The sequence below is a fragment of the Streptomyces sp. NPDC044044 genome (assembly GCF_056434405.1).
In genome coordinates this window covers 66,086-87,489 of record NZ_JBWKFG010000015.1, presented here as the reverse complement: position 1 = coordinate 87,489, position 21,404 = coordinate 66,086, and the positions used below count along the sequence as shown (strand labels likewise).

Genomic DNA, 21,404 nt, shown 5'->3' with positions numbered 1-21,404 from the left:
GCCGGCGACGGGTTCGGTGAGGACGTCAGTCCGCTCCGGGCGACTCGGACAGCTGGCCGACGAGCGCCGTGGCCAGTGCCGTCGTGCTGCCGTAGGACCACAGGAGCGTGGGCGACAGCTTCATGTCGAGCGCGGCCTCGAGGCGGTTGCGCAGTTCGAGGCTCATCAGGGAGTCGAGGCCCAGCGCCTTGAAGGGGGTGTCCCCCTCCATGGCCATGGGCTCGATCCGCAGGACACGGCCGGCCAATGCCCGCACGGTGTCCTCCACGAGCCGGACCCGTTCGTCCGGTAGCGCTGCCGCGATGCGTGCCCGGAGCTCGGCTCCGGACGCCCCGCCACCGCTGCCGTCCCGGGCCGCGGCGCGCAGCAGCTCCCAGCTCTTGAGGGCCGCGGTGTCGGGATAGGCGTCGAACCACTGGCGCAGGTCGATGGGGACGTAACCGACGACGGGTTCGTCCTGGCCGAGCAGCCGCATCAGCGCGGGCCAGGCCTCACCCACGCCGATGCCGCCCATGCCGCGATCGGCGAGCCGCGCGCCGCGTCGGCTGTCGTCGGCGGCGAGTCCCACGTCGGTGACGGGGCCCCACTGGACGCTGAGCGCGGGCCGCCCACGGTGCCTGCGGGCCTCGGCGAGAGCGTCGAGGAAGGCGTTGCCCGCGGCGTAGACCGCCTGGCCGGGGTTGCCGACGAGGGCTGTCGCCGACGAGAACAGGACGAAGAAGTCCAGCGGGTCGTGGTCCGTCGCCACGTCCAGGTTCCGCGCCCCGTCGGTCTTCGGGGCGAGCACGGAGGCCAGTTGTCCGGACGTCACATTGACGACCGTGGCGTCGTCGAGGAGTCCCGCCGCGTGCACCACGCCACGCAGCGGCGGCAGTTGGGCACGCAGCCCGTCCAGTGCCGTGTCGAGGGCGGCCTGGTCACCCACATCGCACTGCACGGTGTGCACCCGGATCCCGTCGGCCCGCAGCGCGGCGACCCGCCGCTCCGCCTCGGGGCGCACCGCGGATCTGCCGAGCAGGGCCAGGTGCCCGGCACCGTTGCCGGCGAGGAACTCGGCCAGTGAAAGCCCCAGGGCGCCGAGGCCGCCCGTGATCAGATACGTGCCGTCGGCGCGCAGCCGTCCCCCGGGCAGCGGCACCGCCGCCACTCCGTCGACGTCCCGCAGACCGGTGACGACGACACGCTCGGGACTGGTCAACTCAAGGAGCTTCGGGGTGACTTCGGCGTGGTTGATGCGGCGAACGGGCAGGGGTTCGAGCTTTCCGGCGGCGACCAGATCCCACACCGATGCGAGTGCTCGGGTGAATCGCTCGGGGCGCGCCGAGAGAAGCCCTGCTGGGTCGATGGTGGCCAGGCTGATACCGCCGTGCAGAGCGTCGAGGTCGACCGAACGGCCGCCGCCCCCGGCGATGGTGCCGGTGTCGAGGAACCGCCCGCCGGGGGCGAGCAGTTCGAGTCCGGAGCGTACGGCGGTCCCGGTGAACGGGCCGAATGCGATGTCCACGCCGCGCCCCGATGTGGCGGTCCTGACCCGCTCGTGCCAAAACGGGTCGTCGGTGTCGAAGACAGCGTCGGCGCCGAGTTCGGCCAGCAGCCTTTGCCCCTCCTTGTCGCGGTCGGCGCCGAGCACCCGGGCGCCGAGCAGCCGGGCCGCCTGGACGGCGGCGAGACCGAGACCGCCCGCCGCCGAGTGGACGAGGACGGTGTCGTCGGGCGCGAGTCGGCCGATGTCGGCCAGTGCGTACCCGGCGACGGCCATGGCCATCGGCAACGCGGCCGCCTCGGCGTCGGGCAGCCCGTCGGGAGCCGTGAGGACGTGATCGGCGTGCACCGTCACATGACTGGCGAGCGAGTCGGCCGCGCACGCCACCACACGGTCGCCGACCGCGAAGCCCTCGACGTCCATGCCGACGTCGATGACGACCCCGGCGCAGGAGGCGCCGAGCAGTCCCTCCAACGCTGTTGCGGTCACCTCGAGTTCGACCTCGCCGGGGCCGGGAGGGCGCCGGTCGAGGGGGACGAGGTCGACGGTGTCGCGGCGCGTGGCTCCGACGGAGGCGCGGAACGGCTGCCGGGGGGTGCGGGCAGGGGGGAGCGCGGTGGCGGAGTCGTCCACCGCGGCGCCGCGGACGATCCGGGCGGCGAGACGACGCGGGCCGCGCAGCGCGACCTGGTCCTCCGACGTGGCGCCGACAAGCTCTGCCGCGCAGGCGATGGCCCATTCCTCGTCGGAGGGGAGCACATCGATGAGCCGCGTCTCGAACTCGCCGTGCTCGCGCCGCAGCGCCCGAGTGAAGCCCCAGTACTGTGCCGCTCCCGGATCGGGGCTGTGGTCGCCTGCCGTCTGGGCGCCGGCCGTGACGACCGCGAGCCGCGGCGGCACGGGCAGGGCCGTGCCGGCACGGACGACCTCGACGAGGTCGTGGAGCCCTGCCCGCTGAGCGGTGGCCCCGGCTGTGGCGGGCGGGGCCACGAAGACCACGCCGTCCGTAGCGGCGTCCCCAGGAGTGTCGGTGCGGGACACCGGTGCTCCCAACTGCTTCAGAGCAGCCGCGAGTTGATCGGCGAGATCGCCCGCACCGGCGGACACCACGGTCCAGTGCGTCACGTCACGCCCGGCCTTCTCTGCCGGTGCGTCCGTGACATCGGTCCACCGCACCCGGTGCCACCGCTCCGGGTCCGACGGGGCGTCCGCGCCCCCCGGCAGCGGTTCGAGGCGGAGCGCCTCCATCATGAGCAGCGGCTTGCGCTCGTCGTCGAAGACGGTCACATCAACGGCACCGTCGCCCCGGCGCCTGGCGTGCGACCAGGCGTGGGTGACGGGCTCTCGGGCGTCGTCGACGAGGTGCACGGACCGGACCGACGTAGGGACGAGCGCGCTGTCCTTGCCGCCGTCCAGCGCGAGGGAAACCTGCAGGGCGCCGTCCCACAGCGCGGGGTGGAGGGCACCTGCGCGGTTGGCGGCCCGCAGTCGCTCGCCGAGGACCAGTTCGCCCACGGCCTCGTCGCCCGAAGCGGACACCCGCACGGACCGCACGCCCTGGAAGGCGGGGCCGTACTCCAGGCCGCGTGCTGCGCAGGCGAGGTAGAAGTCCGCACCGGCGATCTCGGCGGGCCCGGCCGGGGCCTCCTGGGCCGCTTCCGAGGGGGACGCCTCGTACCAGTCAGGGAAGTCCGGCATGGAGCAGCCCGGTGCGGAGCGGCTGATCCGTGCTGTCGCGTTCACCGTCCACCGCGTGTCGTCCGGAGCAAGCGAGAGCAGCCGGAAGGCACCGTGTGCCGCGTCGTCCTCGTGCCATTCGGCGGTGAGGCGCACCGGGGCGTCGCCGAGCGCGATCTCCTTGCGGAAGGCGACGTCGTCGATCCGCATGCGGCCCGAGCCCAGGCCCGCCCGAGCGGTGTGCACGGCCAGCGTGAGCATGCCGGCCCCCGGCAGCACCGCGGCGCCGTACACCCGGTGATCGCCCAGCCACGGCAGATCCGGCAGCGCCAGCTCCAGCTCCGCGAGGTGCACGTCAGGACGTCCCGGTGCCGGGCTAAAGCGTGGAGCGAAGCCCCGCACCGCACCGGAACCCTGCTGTCGTACGGGAGTCCAGTGACGCTCGCCGCGCAACGGATAGCCGGGCACGGGCACGAGGGCCCGGCGTGGCAGCGCGCCGAAGGGTTCGAGGCCGCTCACATAGCCTGCGGCGAGGGACTGGGCGAAGTCGTCGACCCCGCCGTGGTGACGGCGCAGCGTGGTGAGCACGGCAGGCGGCTGCGCCCGCTCGGCGGCCAGCTGTTCGACGGCAGGGGCGAGGACGGGGTGCGGGCTGATCTCCACGACATGGGTGACACCGTCGTCGAGCAGCGCCTGCATCGCGTCGGCGAACTGGACGGGGTTGCGCAGGTTCTCCACCCAGTACGCGGCGTCCATCTCGGGGCCGTCGAGCACACGACAGCGCACGGTGGACATCAGCGCGATGGACCCGTCACGGGGCTCGGCGGGGGCGAGGGCTGTCAGGAGGTCCGCTTCGAGGGGGTCCATCTGAGGGCTGTGCGACGCGTAGTCGACATTGACCAGCCTGCAGTACGTGCCTTCGGCCTCCAGGAGCTCCTTCAGTACGAGGACGGAGTCCTCCTCGCCGGACAGCACACAGGAGTTGGGTCCGTTGTGCACGGCCAGGGACACACTGTCCTCGAACCCTTCGAGGGCGGCGGTCGCGGCCTCCCGGTCCAGGTCGACGGCGAGCATCCTGCCCTGCCCCGATGTGCGCCGGGCGATCGCGCTGCGCCGGGCCATCACCAGGGCGGCATCCTCGTAGCTGAGGACGCCCGCGAGGGTGGCCGCGGTGATCTCGCCCTGGCTGTGGCCGAGCACGACATCGGGGCGCACGCCCGAGGCCTGCCAGAGTTCGGCGAGGCCGAGCGACATGGCCCACAGCGTGGGTTGGAGCATGTCGATGCGCGACATCCACTCATCGCCAGCCGTGCCGGCGAAGATGTCGAGGAGATCCCAGTCAACGTGCGGGGCAAGGGCCGCGCGACAGCGGCGCACGACATCGGCGAACAGCGGGCTGTCCCGGTAGAGGGCACAGCCCATGTCGCTCCACTGGGAGCCCTGGCCCGGGAAGACGAAGGCGGTGCGCCCCCGCGGGAGGGCGCGCCCGTCCACGACACCGGGCGGCACGACGTCCGGGGTCGCGGCGAACGCCGCGAGGCGGGTGCGCAGTTCTTCGGTGTCCGAGGCCAGGAAGGCCACGCGGGCCGGGAAGTGGTCGCGGCGCAGTGCGAGGGTGCCGGCGAGGTCGGTGAGCGTCGCGCTGGTGTCACTCAGCGCGGCACCGAGTTCCGTCGCGCGCTCCGCGAGCAGCTGCGGCTGCCGGGCCGACAGCGGCACCAGGGCGGGAAGCCCGGTCTCCGGCGTCCTCCCCCGCGGCTCGGCGGCCGGCTCGGGCGGGCTCATCGCGACGACGTGGGCGTTGGTGCCGCCCCAGCCGAAGGAGTTGACCCCCATGTAGAGCGGTTCGTCGCCGGACAGCGCGAGCGGCTCGCGCACGACGTGCAGGTTGAGGTCGTCGAAGGGGATGTCGGGGTTGAGCTCCGCCGAGTGGAGGCTCGGCGGGACGGTGCGGTGGCGAAGGCAGAGCAGGACCTTGAAGAGGCCCGCCATCCCGGCGGCTGCCTCCAGGTGCCCGATGTTGGTCTTGATCGAGCCGACGGCCAGTGGCCCCCGCGTGCGGTGCCGGGCCACGGCTCGGCCGATCTCGGTGACCTCGATGGGGTCGCCACGGCCGGTGCCGGTGCCGTGTGCCTCGATGTAGGCGACCGCACCGGGCGGCACGAGTCCGTCCCCGTACGCACGGGTGAGCAGGTCACGCTGACCGTCCGGGCTCGGTGTCACCAGACTCGCGCCGCCACCGTCGTTGTTGACGACGGTGCGGGGGATGACGGCGTGGATGCGGTCACCGTCCGCCAGAGCACGCTCCAACGTCTTCACGTAGAGGGCGGCGACACCCTCGCCTCGCACGAATCCATTGGCGTGCGCGGAGAAGGTCGCGCACCTTCCGTCGGGTGACAAGGCACCGAAGTGCGTGAGTCCCACGGTCACATGGGGGTCGAGCATGAGATTGACGCCACCGACGACGGCCGACTCGATCTCACCCTGGCGCAGTGCCTGGGCGGCCAGGTGAAGGGCCACCAGCGAGGACGAGCAGCCTGTCTCCACGGTGAGACTGGGGCCGCGCAGTCCGAAGACATAGGAGAGCCGGGCTGCTATCACGTCCAGGGCGTTGCCCACCAGGCTGTGCGAGGTGGGTGCGGCGCCCCGCTCCTTGCGCAGGAGTTCGTAGTCGTGCCACGACGCGCCCACGTACACGCCGGTGCGCGTGCCGGACAGACCGGACACCTGCTGTCCGGCGTCCTCCAAGGCCCGCCAGGCCTCCTTGAGCAGGAGCCGCTGCTGCGGGTCGATGGCGGCGGCCTCACGCGGGGAGACCCCGAAGAAGGCGGCGTCGAAGCGGTCGACGTCGTCGAGGAAACCTCCGACAGCCTGGATCTTCCGCTCGGGGTCCAACTGTGCCGACGCGTCCCACCGTTCGGCCGGTACGGGCCGGATGGCATTGCCCCGGTCCATCAGGAGCCGCCACAGCCCCTCGACGTCCGAGGCTCCCGGGAAACGGCCCGCCATGCCGACGACGGCAATGAAGTCCTTGTCCGTGCTGTGCGGCGTGTCGCTCGCCGTGCCGTACGTGACGTCTTGCGTGGTGCTCGCTTCCATTGGCTGCCCTTCACGCTGCGCTTCGGCGTGCGGTTTCTCTGAATTCGGCCTCTGCCATCTCCGCCCATACGCCATGTCAGCAGCCTATGACGCACGCTTTAACGCCCAACACCCCTTTTTCTTGGGAGCCTTGCGGCTACAAACCCCTATTCAGCCGATAGGGGTTTGCAGCCGTAGCCGACCGGCTTCAGCCGCGCAATCGCATCCGGACCAGTCCCTTGCTCGCATTGATCATGCGGGGGCCGATCTCGGGGGGTGCTTCCCTGCGGCACCACACGGCGTTCGTCGCCATCTTTCCCGGCGACATGTTGAAGCACTGCGTATCACGCTCACCGAACTTGAACGACGGCGCGATGAAGTCTGCCCCGCGAATATGCTCCAGAATGCGTGCGGCCGCGGCCTTCGGTGCGGTCTGACCTGTCTCCACGGATTCGCACAACTCCCGAGTGAGGATCCCCATCCTGTTGAAACCCTCACTCACCGGGAGCGGCGAACCGGGGCGTTCACTCTCCTCGAGCTCGCGGAGAATCTTGTCGTCACCGGTGCGCGCGTAGCGATAGTAGGCGTCCTCCAGCATCACGTTTCCGAGCATGGTGCCGAGCATCCACGTCCGGTTGACCGCGTTCCACAGCTCGTAGTCGCGGAAGCCCACGAAGGAGCTGTAGACCAGGTCGTCGTGGAAGTCGAAGAGACCCTGCTGGAGCGTTTCGAGGTGACCGAAGCGCTCCTGCGACCAGTCGCCGTCACGGGAGGCCGCGATCAGCCGCCACCCCAGTGCGTTGACCAGCTCCAGGGTGTTGGTCAGGCCCCGCGAATACAGTGCGTCGATGAAACCCGCCGCGTGCGAGGTCAGGCAGAAGCGCTCGCCGACGACCTGCTTGGCGGAGTACTGGAGACGTCCGGTGGACACCCAGGGCCGTACCGCCTTGGCGTTCTTGAACTGCCAGGCGATCTCCGGGAACCGGTCGAGGAAGGCGTCGAACTCCTGCTGACCTGGCGTCTCGTCCTTGGGATGGACCCGGGGGTCGAGCGTGAGGCCGACGCTGCACAGCGGGTTGATGGATTCGGGGTGGTTGTCGAAGGGGATCACCCACAGCCAGCCGCCGTCGAAGACGTGGTGCAGCGTGCCGTTGTGCCAGGGGTTGGGCTGCTTGTGCTTGCGGCCCGCCGGTGCCTTGTCGAACGGCTCCACGCCGATCATGTGCGTGAAGAGGGTGCGCGAGTGGGTACGGGCGCGGGTCGGGGTCTCGCGCAGTGCGAACTTCTCCGCGAGCGGTGAGCGGAAACCGCTGCCGTCGACGACATAGCTGGCGCGGAACTCCTCACCGCGGTCCGTGCGCAGCACGGCGCCCGTGGAGGGGTCGATCTCGATGTCGGAGATGCGGGTGGCGAGGCGGGGCGTCGCGCCGTACTTGACCGCGACATTGAAGAGATACGAGTCGATGTCCTGGCGGAAGAGATGAGTCTCCGTCCTGATCGCGGACGGCACCACGAGCTGATTGATCTTCTCGGGGTCCTGCAGCTTTCCCTCTTCGTGGTACACAAACCCGAAGTTCTGTTTCTGCCCGCAGTACTTGGAAACCTGCTTGCTGATTCCCTTGTGGCTGGACAGCGGCATGATTTCCGGGACGTTGTAGCGATCTGCGACGAGCCGAGTCATCCCGGAGGTGTAAGGAATCGTCGATTCGCCGACCGCGAACCGCGGGTGGGTTCCGGCGTCAAGGAGAAGCACCTTCACGCCGTTGCGTGCCAGGATCGCTCCAAGCATTCCACCGGCCATTCCGGCTCCGAGTATCGCAACGTCGTATTCATTGGTGCTCGGGATGGTAGCGGTCATAAGGGGTCTCTCCCTCGCTCTCAGATCATGCATGGATGCGCCCATACGTTCCTCGCCCGCCTGCTTCACTCCGCGGCGTGCAGCCCGGTTTCCGCGGGGAGTTCCCTGCGCGCCCTGACATCGAGTTTTCGGAAAACGCGGGTGAGATGCTGTTCCACCGTGCTCACGGTGATGAACAGCCTTTCCGAGATCTCCTTGTTGGTGTGGCCATGGGCGGCGAGCGCGGCGACACGCCGTTCGGCGCTGCTCAGCAGCTCGAGCGCGGCCACCCGCTCGGCGGGGTCGGATGCCGGCGGTGCGCACCGTGACCGGGCCTGGGCCAGGTCATCGGCGACGGCGGTGGCCAGCGGCCTGGCCCTGCTCCCGTCGGCGAGGTGTGCCGCCGCCTCCAGGACCGGCTGGGCCCGGTCGGGCTGCCCCGCCTCAAGGTGGGCGCGGCCCAGGTCGGCCAGGGCTCCGGCGGTCTGCAGCCGGTCGCCGGCGGCCTGCAGTGTCTCGGCCGCCTCGGTGAGCAGACCTACTCGTGCCCATGCGTCGCCGGTCGAGGCCAGAGCGCGCAGGGCGAAGCCCCGGGCGCGGAACCGGCCGCTGCCGAGCAGCGTGAGCTCTTCGCGGGCCAGAGCGTGCGCCTTGTCCCGGTCGCCCAGGGCGAGGTGAGCGCGGGCCGCCTCGGAGCGCCAGGGGACCAGGGAGGGCTGGTCGAATCCCCAGTCACGCATGCGGCTCGCGCAGGCCATGAAGTCGTCGAGCGCCGCGTACGGACGTCCCGTCTCCAGGTGGAAGCGTCCGCGGGCATGCAGGAAGTACAGCCCGAAGCGGGTTGAGAACATTCCGTCAAGGACCGGGACCTCGAGATAGTCCTCCGCCGCCTCGTAGTCGCCCATCTCGGTGGCCGCCTGGACCAGATTGGCCAGTGGACCGCCAAGACACACGCCCCAGCTCTTCGCCGGCACACGGGCCAGTGCCCGCTCCGCGAAGCTCCGGGCACCGGCCGGATCGCCCTGCCGGAGCAGGATGGAGGCCCGAAGCGAGGCGAACTCCGCCTCCCACAGCGGGACTCGGCGTTCGCGCGCCTCGGAGAGCCAGTGGTCGCACCAGCTGCCCGCGGCCTCCAGACGCTCCCCGAAGAGCAGCGCCGCGACGGCGCACATGATCCATTCCTGGGTGTTCTTGCCGAGGCGCATGACCCGCATCGCGGCTTCCGCGTCGTCGGCGGCGGTGGTCCCCGGACCCTGGGAGAGGACCCGCGTGAGCGCGGCGGCGCCGTGCACACGGGAGTACCCGTCGTCTGTCGGACGGGGTCGTGGCGTGGGTGCGTCCTGGACGGAGAGCACCGCGGAGCTCAGCAGCGGCGGGTAAGTCGCGGACAGGAGCTCCCGGGTTGCGCTGATGTCCGAGGCACCCGCCGGATCGAGCCCGGAGCGCGTCCCGCGCCGGTCCATCCGTTCGATGGCCTCCACGGCTTCTTCGAACCGGCCGTGCCACAACAGGTGCTTGGCCAGGGGCAGGGCGTGCTGGTCGGGCAGCAGGCCGTCGCGCAACGCGGCGGCCAGTTCGCCGAGGTGCCGGGCGCTGATCGACGGATTGAGCAGCCACGCGGTGCCGGCGAGCTGGGCCTTCAGGGAGACACGGTCGCCGTCGTCCCGGCACATGGCGAGCGCCGCGTCCAGACAAGCGTGGGCGTCATCCACGCGGTTGCCCGAGAGGTAGCGGTCCGCAGCCTCCCGCAGCACCGCAAGCCCCCAGGAGGGGCCGCCGGGTTCGGCTGCCAGCAGGTGCGGGGCGATCCGCACGGCGCTGGCCCCGTCCTGGTACAGGAGCTCCGCCGCACGGCGGTGCAGGTCGCGGCGCGCGGGTGAGGAGAGGTTCTGCAGCACCGCGTCCCGTGCGACCGGGTGCCGGAAGCGGCCGGCCGCGATGAGGCCGACCGCTTCCAGAGCGATGCGGCACTGTTCGACCGCGGTCGCCTCCTCGTCCAGGAGCCGGACCGGGCGGCCCGAACCGGTGTCGGGTTCGTCGAGGACCGCCAGTGCTTGCGCCAGCCGCAGCGCGGGGGTGCGGCCTCGGTGCAGACAGCTGAGCACGGTGTCGGCGTAGGCGTCGCCGACCACGAGCTCGGGCTTCAGGTCGGGCAGCACCGCGGTGTGCCGCTGGTCCTCCACCAAGGCGCGTACGAGAAGCGGGTTGCCGCCGCTGACGCGATGGCAGTCCGCCGCCAGCGCGTCGGCCCGACGCGGATCCATGTGCGCGCCGAGCACCGCGCCGACTCCGGCCTCGGACAGGGCACGCAGATCCAGGCGCCGGTAGTTGGGCTGGCGCAGCAGTTCCGTGTGCAGATGCGGATGGGCGGACTTCGAGAGGGTGCACTCGGCGACCACCAGAGCGATGCGTGAGGAACGCAGAGCGTGCACCAGCTGCAGAATCCAGTGCAGGGACAGCGAGTCGGCGAACTGGATGTCATCGACGCACAGCAGTACCGGTGCCTGCACAGAGATCCGCATGATCTCCGTGGACAGCTGATGCAGGGCGGCCGCGGTGGCGGCATCCAGCGGGCACCGCTCGGGTGTGCAGCCGTCCGCGTCCGCGCGGATGGCGCCCAGGCGGGCGAGCACCTGTGAGACGGCGCCGCTGTGATCCGGTGTCGTATCGGCATACCTGGGCAGTTGTTCGAGGACACTGCCCGGCGAGAGCCGCTCCGCCCAGGAAGCGGTCGCCTGCAGCGCGACGAACCCGGCATCGGTGGCAAGTCCGCGCACCAGGCTGAGGAGTTCGGTCTTTCCGCTGCCTGTGCCGCCACTGACCACGGCGATGCCGCCGTGTCCCTGCTCGGTCTGGCGGAGTATGTCGGTGAGCGCGCCGACCTCACTATCCCGCTCAACCAACCGCATGGTTGTCTCTCCCTCCTGTTCCCGCTTGATCTGTCGCGGCGGTCTTGTCGGCCAGGCCCTTCGGCACGTGCTCGTCGCCGATACCGCCTGCCTTGGTCCGGCGGTCGATCAGGTGGAGCAGGGGCCCGGTCATGGCTGTGGTCACGAGCGCCATGACGACCATGAGTGAGTACAACCGGCCGTCCAGCAGCCCCAGTTGGAGGCCCACACCGAGAATGACCAGCTCAGTAAGGCCACGAGTGTTCATGAGGGCCGCGAGTGTCGCCGATCCCTGGGCCGGCAGCCCCTGGGTGCGGGCGCCGAGGTAGGTGCCGACGGTCTTGCCACCGATGGCGACGAGCAGGATGACCCCGAGTTCGGCGAGTCCGCTGAGGCCCACTCCGCTCAGGTCCACCTTGAGCCCGGCCACCACGAAGTAGACCGGCAGCAGCAGCGTGGTGATCTGCCCGGTGCGTTCGCACAGTTCGTCGCGCACCGCTCCGATGCCCTCGCGCGGCATCATCACGCCGAACAGGAAGGCGCCGAAGATGTAGTGCATGCCCATGGCCTCGGTGGCCGCGCCGGACAGCAGCGCACCGATCAGGGCGACGGCGATCCCTGAGGAGGAGAGCTGTCGATCGGGGCCCTTGGGCTCGAACACCCGGCGCAGCAGCGGTCGCAGGAGGAGCAGCACCGCCGTGAACGGGATCAGTAGTGCCACTCGCCAGTAGTCGTCGGCACCGCCGACCACCGCCTGCACTGCGGCGAGCGCCGACCAGGCCACGACATCGACGAGCGCGGCCGTGGCCAGGGCGAGGCTGCCGATGTGGGTGCGGGACAGACCGCGGTCGGCGAGGATCCTGGCGAGCACCGGGAACGCGGTGACCGACACCGACAGTCCGATGAACACCAGGAACGCGGCCCGCTGGCCGGTCTCGTGATCCCGCAGCAGGAACAGGGCGAGGCCGAGTCCGAGGACGAAGGGCACCAGGGTCGAACCGAGGGCGGCTCCCGCCGTGACCCTGGTCCGCCCGCGCAGCGCCCGGTGTTCCAGTTCCAGTCCCACGACGAACATGAACAGCGCCACACCGATCTGGGCGAGCGCGGTGAGGAACGGGCGTACGTCACCCGGAAAGAGATGGTCGGTGATCGCTCCGTCGAACAGTGTCGGGCCGAGCATGATGCCGGCCAGGATCTCGCCCACGACGGGAGGCTGCCCGATGCGTGCGGCCAGTGCCCCGAGTCCGCGGGCGAGGAGCAGGATGAGTGCGAGATCCAGAAAGAGCAGCTGTATTTGGTGGCTCGTCATGGGCGGCGGAGACCTCAATCAGCACGCGGGGCACGAGAAGGGAGGCATGGTGTGGCGCGCTCACGCGGCCGACTCGTCCTTGTCCTCGGGCTCGTCCTCGTCGTCGCTGCCCGGGACGAGGTCGTCCAGCGAGATGTTGAACATCGGGTGACGACCGCTGAGACCGGAGATCAGCTTGACGAAGTCCGCGGACGGCTCGTTCTTCTTCTCCGGGTCGATCATTTCCTGGGCGAGGCTGAAGTAGAACTCCTTGTACTTGGTGCGGTCGTAGAAGCGCTCGACGAACTCGCGGATCTCGTCGAAGAACCCCGAGTAGGCGGTGGCGTACCGGTCGAGCGCCTTCTCCTCGATCTCCGGGTGCTTGATCACCTGGTCGACGATCTTGGCCAGCACGCTGCCGGCCAGCGTGGCGAGCGCTACACCGGTGGAGAACAGCGGGTCGACGAAGGCGGCCGTGTCGCCCACGAGCACCCAGCCGTCGCCGTAGAAGCGGTTGCTGTGGTACGACCAGTCGCGGGCGGTGCGGAATCCCGCGGAGCGGCGCCCGGGCGCCAGCATCTTCTTCAGCTTGGTGGACTTCTCCAGTTCGGCGGCGAAGTGCTCCTGGAGCGACTGGTCGGACTCGCCCACCGTGGCGGAGCGCGTCACGTAGCCGACGCTGATGGTGCCCTTGTCGATCGGGATGGCCCAGAACCAGCCGTCGTCGAGCCCCTCGATCAGGATGTTGGTGTATTCGTCGCCGGGCAGCCGCTCGCAGTTGTCGAAGTAGGTCCACACCGCGACGTTGCGCAGTTCGTCGTGCCAGCGCAGATCGGTGAAGCGGCGGCTGAGCACGCGGGCCTGCCCCGAGGCGTCGATCACCAGGCCTGCCGTCGCCTCCTTGATGTCCTCCTCGCCGCGCACGGCGAAGCGGACGCCGGTGACCCGGCCGTCCTCGTTCTGGATCGGCTCCTTCACCGTGGCGTCCTCGATGATGTACGCGCCCAGCTCTCTGGCGCGGTCGAGGATCAGCGAGTCCAGGTCGGCGCGGCGCGTGTGGTAGGCGTACGCGTGGGCCCCGCCCTTGACGAAGGAGAAGTTCCAGGGCACCTGCTCGTTGCCCCACACCAGCGAGCCGCCGTACTTCCGCTCGAAGCCGCGGGCGTCCATCCTTTCGGGCAGCCCGAGCTCTTCCATCGGGCGCATGAACGCGGGTATGAGCGATTCGCCCACGTGGTAGCGGGGGAACCGCTCGCGGTCCAGGACGAGCACGCGGTGGCCACGCTTCGCCAGGAGACCGGCAGTGGTCGCCCCGGCGGGCCCCCCGCCGATCACGATGGCGTCGAAGTGCTCGGGGATGCCGTAGAGAGTGGATGACATGCGTTGACCTTCCCTTTGCCGACCTTGGGACGGCCCGCGGAACGCGGGCATCGTTCGCTTGTGCACGGTGCATGTTCAGTCTGTGCCGCTGGGGCTGCAGAGCCTCTGGACACCCTCTGGATGCTGTCGGCAGACGGGCCTACGGGTGGTCAGCAGTCGCTGGAGGCCAGGTCACGCCTGCTGAGGAGGCTTTCGCCGTGCCTCGGTGAGTGGTTGTGGCCGACATACAGCCGCAGTGCGCGGGCGAGTGCCTGGCTCCTGCTCGGCACCGGCTCGTCCTCCGCGCACTCGTTCGCGTAGGCCCCGATGAGTTCCTGGAAGCGGTAGGTGCCCTCACCGGTCTCCATCAGCAGGTGCGCCTCGGCGAGGGACTGCAGCAGGCGGCGGGAGTGCCCGATGTCCGTGCCCGCGAGGGTGGCCGCGGCTTCGGCGGTGATGGTGATCCCCTCGCACAGACCCAGCAATCGGAACATGCGTGCCACTTCGGGCCGCAGCGTGCGGTAGGACCGGGAGAAGGAGCTCCGCAGGCTGGCCGCCGCGTCGCGCACCACGTCGAGCCGGTCCATCCGGCGGTCGGCGACGGCCTTCACGAACTCGTGCGCCGACACGTGGGGCATCGTGGCGAGCATCTCCGCGATGATGCGCAGGGCCAGCGGGAGGTGTCCGCAGAGCCGGGTGAGGGCCGCGATGTCGTCGGCCTCCGTCTTCAGCCGCTCCGTGAGGGTCAGACAGGTGAGGAGATTCATCGACTCCTCGGGGGTGAGCGGATCGAGCTCCACGCGGTAGGCGCCGTCCCGCGCCACGAGGCCGCTGTGCCGCCAGCGACTGGTGATCAGGACGTAGGCGGGCCCTTGCGGAATGAGCGGCCGCAACTGGTCCGCTGCGTACGCGTCGTCCAGGACGAGCAGCGTCCGTTTGCCGTAGAGCATGCTTCGGTACAGGGCGGTTCGCCCGGCCAGGTCCCCGGGAATGAGCGTCTCGTCGATGCCGAGGCTGCGCAGCACCTGGGCGAGCGCCTCCGTCGCGGTGAGCGGTGCGCGGTGCGCGTTCGTGCCGCACAGGTCGACGTACAACTGCCCGTCCGTGAACTGATCGGCCAGCTCGTAGGCGACGCGCAGCGCCAGCGCACTCTTGCCCACGCCTGGCAGGCCGGTCACCACTGCCATGGTGGTGCGGCCCGAGGGGGTGCCGTCGGTCTCCGCGGCGAGCCGGGTCAACTGGGCCATTTCCACCGAGCGCCCGACAAACCCACGTGCGATGGGGGGGAGTTGGGCAGGGCGCACCGTGCTCCACATGGCGGGCCCGCCGCTGTCGGACGGCGCGGGGGCGAAGGCCGTGACGCTGCCGCGTCCCTCTTCCTGTGTGTCGGTGCTGAGGTCGGGGTGGTCGGACAGCATCCGCTGGTGCAGGAGACTCAGATCCCGCCCCGGTTCTATGCCCAGTTCATTGCGGAGCAGGATGCGGGTCTCGTGGTAGAGCTTGAGTGCGTCCGCGCGGCGGCCACAGCGGTAGAGGCTCAGCATGAGCAGCCAGCGCAGCTTCTCGCGCAACGGCTCCTTCGCCACCAAGGCGGTGAGGGCCGAGCAGACTTCGGAGTCCCGCCCCAGCGTGAGTAGTGCGTACGCCCACTCCTCGGTGGCCGACAGGCGCAGTTCCTGCAGCCGGGTGCGCTCCATGTCGGCGAAGGGGCCGGGCAGGCCGGCGAACGCTTCGCCGTGCCACAAGGGAAGTGCCTTCTCCAGCACGTCGATGGTGCTCGTCAGGTCGCCCTCGGCCTTCAACTGACGTGCCTGGGCGTAGCGGTGGGCGAAGACGTGGGCGTCCACCTCCTCCGTCGCCAGACGCAGGAAGTAGCCACCACTGGACGAGACGAGCAGGCCGCCGGACTCCCGGCTGCCGCGCTCCGGCTCCAGGGCGCGACGCAGCCCGCCCACGTAGGTGTGCACTCCGTTGACGGCCGTACGAGGGACGTCGCTGCCCCATACGGCATCGATGATCTCCTCGATGTGCACGACCTCGTTCGCGCGGGTGGCCAGCAGTCCCACGACCGCCAACTGTTTCGGAGGGCCGAGCGCCAGTTCGGTGTTATCGTGCCACGCTCTGACTGGGCCCAGCAGTTGTAGCCGCATGAAGTTCCCCCGTTTCTAGGACATGCCAAGGGATTCAGTCACCCGTTGTCTCGGCATTCCGTCGGCCTATTTAAGCTTGCGGTTTCCGCCAACTCACTGTCATCGCTTAGATTGCTCGCGGCCTGGTCCGACTTCTGCCCGCTTTGCCGCATTGGGGTGCCTCCGTCTGGTCGCGCGGTCTTGACTCGGCAGGATGTGACTGTGGTTGTGCATATGCGTCCGGGAAGTCACTCGCGATTTTCGGTCAGGCATCCTCTGATTTCGGCCATACTCCGCCCCTTGGCCCCCACGCCCCCTCCTTCCCCTGCGGTGTGTGTCGGCCATCAGTGCCGAATCCTTTCGTTCGTGCGGCCGTGGCTGCTCAGGGTTCGTCCATGGCCTGGCCTGATCGCCTCGTCGGCCCGTGCGTGTGTCCTGCCGCTCCCGCTCCGTCGCTGTCGAGGAACTGTCGACCGCGACCACCGACTCGGTCGCCCACCGTCCATGGCCGGACGGATTCACCGGTGACCAGCCGATGCTGATGGGGGCGCATCCCGGCCGCAATCGGCAGAGCGGGAATCGATGCACAGCTGATCAAGGAAATGTGGGTGCCGCGGCAGTCCGTGGGCTTGATCAGCGACGCGGACTGGTCTTGACAACTTTTGGTTACCCTTGGTTCACTACCGCGATTGCTTCTTTTTTACTTGTTTGTCGGCTGCGGTGTCAAAGATTTGCACCGAAACACGGGGGTGCCGAATGAGAGTGGAAATAGAGCGTGTTGTCCAAGGAATTCGAGAGAGGTATGAGGAGCCGCTTTCCCTGAGTGACCTCGGGGAGATCGCGAGGCTCACTCCCTTTCATATGGCCCGGCTTTTCAGGGCGGAAACTGGATTGCCGCCGGCGCAATTTCTCACTGCTGTGCGCCTGGAGGAGGCCAAGCGAAAGCTCCTCAATACCGACACGAGTGTCGCCGACATTTCGAACCAGGTCGGCTATGCGAGTCAGGGGTCCTTCACCACGCGCTTCAGCAGGACCTTCGGGGTGTCGCCAGGGCAGTACCGCAAGATGACGTGCCTCGGTCCTGACGCGCTCCAGGTCGCGGGCGGGCGCGATGACGCGTCCTTCGCCTATGGCACTGTCAAGGGTCGTCTTCGCAGGTCGGACGGGTTGGACGACGCTGCCGCCTTCGTCGCGGCCTTCCGCGCGGGGCCCGCCGGGGGCGTACCCGCCCGCTGCTATCGCATGCAGCGGTCCACGGACACCTGGAGCATTTCTCACGTGCCCGCGGGTGTGTGGAAGATCGAGGCCGTTTCGCTCACGTCCGCGTCCGGCCGCAACGCCGTCGTGGCGGGCAGCGTCGGGCCGATCACGGTGACCCCCGGATCGGTTCTCGAAGTGGACGTTACGCTTCAGTCGGCGCACAACGCCGACGTGGAGGGCGACCGCTGTTCCTTCGCCTTTGCGTTGCCGGAACTCTACGACTCCTGAGGGGGCGCCCCTACCCCTGATCCCGGATCAGGAGAAAGAGGGGTGGGGCTCGGAGCTTTCCCTGATCGGGCCTGATTCGGCCCGATCAGGGTGCCCCAGGAGCGGAGGCGCAAAATCCGTATCGCCCGCAGGGGAGGCGGAATTCTGGATTCCGTCTCGACCGGCCGAGTTCGTGTCATTCGCTTTCGCCAACGATGCGTTCCGAGTGGAAAGGGGCGCCCGAACACGGCAGGGATGGAAATTCCTCGCCAGTGCCTGGAAACGACGTCACCCGCGCGGATTTTCGTGGATCTTGCGCCAAGAGGAAGTGGAACGGTGGCCGGCCGCGTCACTCGGTGATCACTCGGCGCCGAAGATCTTTTGTCGGGTGAAGGCCAACCACCCTTCGGGCGTTGACGTGAGGCTCAAATTCGATCTTTCATGACGGCTCGCCGATTCAGCCGGCGTTGAGGAAACTGCCGTGGGGGATGTGGGCATGCACGGCCCGGGTGAGGGCGTTGAAGAATGCTTCGGGCCGGTCCTTGGCGAAGAAATGGCCACCGGGCAGTACATCGGCCCGGAAGGACTCCGAAGTGTGCTCCTGCCAGGCGAGGATTCCGTCGATGTCGACGAGGGGATCCTCGTTTCCGGCAAGCACGTGCAGCGGAATGGGCAGCCTGCGCGGCGGCGTCGGACGGTGATCGCCGCAGACCGCGAGATCGTCACGGATCACCGGTAGCAGCGCGGTCAACCATTCGGGCTGGTCGGCCAGTTCGGCGGGTAGTCCACCCATCCCGATCAGCAGCTCGGTGAGCTCGGTGTCGGGCATGTCAGGGGGCAGGCTCAGGGCATGCCCCAGGTGAGGGGCGGGGAAGCCGCCGACGACGAGCGCTTCAGGCAACCGCGTCCCGAGGGCGGCCCGCTCGGCGAGCGCGTACGCGAGCAGGGCACCCATGCTGTGCCCGTAGAACGCGTACGGCCGGTCCAAGTGGCCCGCCAGAGCCCCCTCGACCTCGGTGACGAGCGGCGTGAGCCGGGTGAAGCGCGGCTCACGGATCCGGCTCTCGCGGCCGGGCAACTGCACCGGTACGACATCGACGCGCGTGCCCAGAACATCCCCCCAGCCGCGGAACGCGGCGGCGCTGCCCCCGGCGTGGTGGAAACAGAACAGCGTCAGATCCGCCTCGGCCGCCGGGGGATGCGGCAGATAGCGAGTCATCGAGCGCCGTCCCCGCCCTGCAGCGCACCGACACTGGGGACCCCTTCGCCGGCCGCCCCCGCCCCGGTCATGCGGGCGACGGCCCTGGCCATCCACGCGCGGGTCTCCTCGACGTGGGACGGCGAGCCGTGCACGTCGTCGAAGGAGATCAGGTCGAGGTCGCGGATGTGCCGCGTCAGCAGGTCCGCGTCGGCGCCCGGGATGATCTCGTCACGACGACTGCGCGCGTACGCGACCGGGATGTCGAGGGAGGCCAGTTCGGTGTCCGTCAGCCCCCAGTCCTGGAGGTGGGCGCGCAGGCGTTCGTGCGGGACTCCGCTGTGATGGGCGATCGTGTGCGTGGTGAGCGCCGGTACGCGTGGCCACCACTGCCCGTCGGTGAAGAATTCCCGCACGGGCGCGCCGACCGTGATCACGCCGCGGATCCGAGCGTCGGTGACGGCCTGACGCAGTGCGAGATGACCGCTGAAGCTGAGGGCGACAAGAACGGCGCGCGTGGTGTCGGCGCGGTCCGCGAGCGCGTCCAGGACCGCCCCGTACATCCGGTGGCTCTCGCGCCCGTAGGGCAGGGTGTTCTCGCCGACGCCCGGCATCTCCGTGACGACCGCGGCCACGCCCAACTGCCGCGCCAGGAGCAGGAATGGCGCCCACTGCTCCTTCACGCTCACGATGCCTCCGGTGACGACGACGACCGGCTTCAGGACCTGACCGTCGAGGCCGGTGGCCCAGCAGCGCACGGTCGCGTCACCGATGGACACGTCGAGGCGGTGAACATCCGGAAGGGTGCGCCGCCAGCGGTCGAAGGCGCTCAGGGCACGGCCGCGGGCGGTGCGCCGCGCCGCGCTGTCGGGGTAGGGAAAGCTCGCCAGGATGGCGCCGCAGACGGCGCCGGGGAGATCGCCTGCAGCCTCGGACAGATCGATCCGGGAGCTCCACTCTCCCGTCCAGGAGCCGGGCCCGTCACGGCCGTCGTCGTGCCGGACGCGGTCGAGCACGGCGGCGGCATCGCTCGGGTCGAGCCCGAGGGCCCTGGCGTGCAGCATGACGAAGTTCTTGAGTTCCGCGAGGTCGTGCACGGGTCTCAGCCTCTCTGTCGATCTGGTGAGGGTGGCGTGGTGCGGCCCGGTCCGGCGCTCCATCAGGCGGTCCCTGAGGCGCTCGTGAGCCAGGAGGTCAGGACGGCGTTGAACAGGGCGTCCGCCGCGGGGCCGTCCAGCGAGCCGCTCGCCGTGTCCTGGATGACGGCGCCGACGCGATAGCCCTCTGCGAGGACGAAGGTGCGAGCGGTCCACTCGCCGCCGGTGTCGCCCTGTCCGTCGGGGCGCAGCACGCACCCTTCCTCATGGCCGACGCCGAATCCGAGCTCGGTGAACCGGAGGCGCAGGCCTTCCCCGACGGCCTTGCTGTAGGCCTCCTTCAGCGTCCACAACCGGACGAGCTCGGCGTTGCGACGCTCTGCGGGAAGCCGGTCCAGGTGACGGGCTTCGTGCGGAGTGCAGATCTTCCTCGCCAGCCCGTCCATCGGCCGCTGGGTGTGCTCCACGTCCACGCCGATGAGGCCGCGGGTGGTGACACCGACGAGCAGCACGTCGGCGGTGTGGCTCAGGCTGATGTCGATTCCGTCGAAGCCGGGCAGATACGGGCGTCCGCCGCGCTCGTACGCCAGCTCGACGCTCGCGGCGGGCACACGCAGGACGGTTCCGGCCGCCTCCTTCAGCAGGGCGCGGGACGCGGCGAACCGACGGCGCTGTCCGGGGCCCAAGGACTCGTGGCGGTCGAAGTCCTTGCCCAGGAGGCGGCGCAGGCCGGCTCTGTCGGAGGGCGTGGCGGGGCAGTCGTCAAGGGTCGCGTACAGGAGGGCGGTGCCTCGGCGGTCGGCCGCCTCCCGCACGTCACTCCAGGACCTGGGGGAGAGGATCCGCACCGGCTCTGGAAGGGACGACGACCGCAGTGGCCGGTGCTGGTCCGTCGGCATGGAAGCCCTCCAGGGCGCTCTTGATCTCGCCGAGGACGTCGGCGGCCGGCGCGCCGTCGATGACCCGGTGGTCGAAGGTGAGGTTGACCCGCATGACAGGAGCCACGGTCACCTCGCCGTCCCGCACCCATGCGCGGTCCCTCATCTGACCCACGTTGAGGGTCACGGCGGTGCCGCCCGCACCGGAGAAGGCGTCGACGGGACGATGCCCGAGGGAACTGACGGAGAAGGTGCCCAGAACTGCGGCGCGTGCGGCGGGCCTGCCCATGAGGCGGCGGAACACCATCGAGCCGACAGGAGCGGGCAGCCGGTTGACCTTGCGGACCCCGGCGAACTCGGGGGCGTGCTCCGGATCCGCGTCGCGGTAGCGGTCCATCACGTCCTGAATCTCGTCGAGCGTGGCCCGTTCCGCCTCCGGCACCAGCGCCGAGAGCACCACGCGCCGCCCCTGAAAGGTGCGGTCGAGGGCGACCTTCGCGGTGGCCGTCGGGTGCCGTACGAGCCGGGGAGCGAGTCGGCCGGTCAGCGAGGAGTTGACCTCCGGGCGAGCGGCGACGGCGCGGGCCCCCGCCCACACGACGTAACTGACGAGCCCGTATCGCCGGCCCTTCGCGCGGGCGTCCCGCCGGTGCGCGACGACAGCCGTCATGTCGACCTCGGTGTCGATGGAGACGCTGCGTTGCCGCGCGAAGGCGTGCTCGAGGAAGTACAGGGTGTGGCGTCGCTGGCGCTCGGACACGATGTCAGGCCGGGCCGCGGGGCTCATCCGGTCACCGCCATGCCGAAGATCTCGTTCAGCGTCCGGGCTTCGAGGACACGGGTGACCGGCAGGCGTACCTGCGTCTCCCGCTCGATGACGGTGACCAGTTTCAGGAGGTGCACGGAGTCCCAGTCGTTCAACTGGTCGAAGGGCGTGTCGAGTTCCTGCGGTGCGACAGGGAATCCCACGAGGTCGCGCAGGATGCCGAGATAGTCGTCGAGTGTGGCGAGTGTGGCCATGGTGG

Annotated in this window: 12 protein-coding genes; 1 reads left to right on the top strand and 11 read right to left on the bottom strand. The window is 69.7% G+C overall.

Annotated elements, in window-relative coordinates; translation table 11 throughout:
* Window positions 1-25: 25 nt before the first annotated feature.
* From AC07AG_RS40990 to AC07AG_RS40965, 6 genes are all read right to left on the bottom strand, one after another.
* A complete protein-coding gene (locus tag AC07AG_RS40990) occupies window positions 26-6,259 on the bottom strand; it encodes a type I polyketide synthase (protein WP_478762051.1) in 6,234 nt (2,077 codons plus the stop codon).
* A 187-nt stretch (window positions 6,260-6,446) separates the two neighbouring features.
* Window positions 6,447-8,096 (bottom strand): NAD(P)/FAD-dependent oxidoreductase, encoded by a 1,650-nt coding sequence (locus tag AC07AG_RS40985; protein ID WP_478762049.1) that lies wholly within the window; start codon window positions 8,094-8,096, stop codon window positions 6,447-6,449.
* Window positions 8,097-8,161: 65 nt separating this feature from the next.
* Entirely contained in the window at window positions 8,162-10,984 is a 2,823-nt protein-coding gene (locus tag AC07AG_RS40980; RefSeq protein WP_478762047.1) for a BREX system ATP-binding domain-containing protein, read from the bottom strand.
* Entirely contained in the window at window positions 10,971-12,272 is a 1,302-nt protein-coding gene (locus AC07AG_RS40975) for a cation:proton antiporter (protein WP_478762045.1), read from the bottom strand. Before AC07AG_RS40975 ends, AC07AG_RS40980 begins: the two co-directional genes overlap by 14 nt.
* A 60-nt stretch (window positions 12,273-12,332) precedes the next feature.
* Window positions 12,333-13,631 (bottom strand): NAD(P)/FAD-dependent oxidoreductase, encoded by a 1,299-nt coding sequence (locus tag AC07AG_RS40970; protein ID WP_478762043.1) that lies wholly within the window; start codon window positions 13,629-13,631, stop codon window positions 12,333-12,335.
* Window positions 13,632-13,780: 149 nt separating this feature from the next.
* Window positions 13,781-15,760, bottom strand: a complete 1,980-nt coding sequence (locus AC07AG_RS40965) for an AfsR/SARP family transcriptional regulator (RefSeq protein ID WP_478762042.1) — start codon at window positions 15,758-15,760, stop codon at window positions 13,781-13,783.
* Window positions 15,761-16,495: 735 nt separating this feature from the next.
* Between AC07AG_RS40965 and AC07AG_RS40960 the strand changes: the two genes are divergently transcribed.
* Entirely contained in the window at window positions 16,496-17,227 is a 732-nt protein-coding gene (locus AC07AG_RS40960) for a helix-turn-helix transcriptional regulator (protein ID WP_478762040.1), read from the top strand.
* A gap of 436 nt (window positions 17,228-17,663) precedes the next feature.
* Here AC07AG_RS40960 and AC07AG_RS40955 read toward each other — a convergent pair whose 3' ends face one another.
* From AC07AG_RS40955 to AC07AG_RS40935, 5 genes are all read right to left on the bottom strand, one after another.
* On the bottom strand, window positions 17,664-18,425 hold the full coding sequence (locus AC07AG_RS40955; RefSeq protein ID WP_478762038.1) for a thioesterase II family protein: 762 nt from the start codon (window positions 18,423-18,425) through the stop codon (window positions 17,664-17,666).
* Window positions 18,422-19,501 (bottom strand): alpha/beta fold hydrolase, encoded by a 1,080-nt coding sequence (locus AC07AG_RS40950; RefSeq protein ID WP_478762036.1) that lies wholly within the window; start codon window positions 19,499-19,501, stop codon window positions 18,422-18,424. Before AC07AG_RS40950 ends, AC07AG_RS40955 begins: the two co-directional genes overlap by 4 nt.
* 62 nt (window positions 19,502-19,563) lie before the next feature.
* On the bottom strand, window positions 19,564-20,316 hold the full coding sequence (locus AC07AG_RS40945) for a 4'-phosphopantetheinyl transferase family protein (RefSeq protein ID WP_478762035.1): 753 nt from the start codon (window positions 20,314-20,316) through the stop codon (window positions 19,564-19,566).
* Window position 20,317: 1 nt separating this feature from the next.
* Complete coding sequence (locus AC07AG_RS40940; protein WP_478762034.1) at window positions 20,318-21,166, bottom strand: 2-oxo acid dehydrogenase subunit E2; 849 nt, start codon at window positions 21,164-21,166, stop codon at window positions 20,318-20,320.
* The gene (locus AC07AG_RS40935) at window positions 21,163-21,399 is read right to left on the bottom strand and encodes an acyl carrier protein (protein ID WP_478762033.1); all 237 of its coding nucleotides are present in this window, start codon (window positions 21,397-21,399) and stop codon (window positions 21,163-21,165) included. The genes AC07AG_RS40940 and AC07AG_RS40935 overlap by 4 nt, the downstream gene beginning before the upstream one ends.
* Window positions 21,400-21,404: the final 5 nt, after the last annotated feature.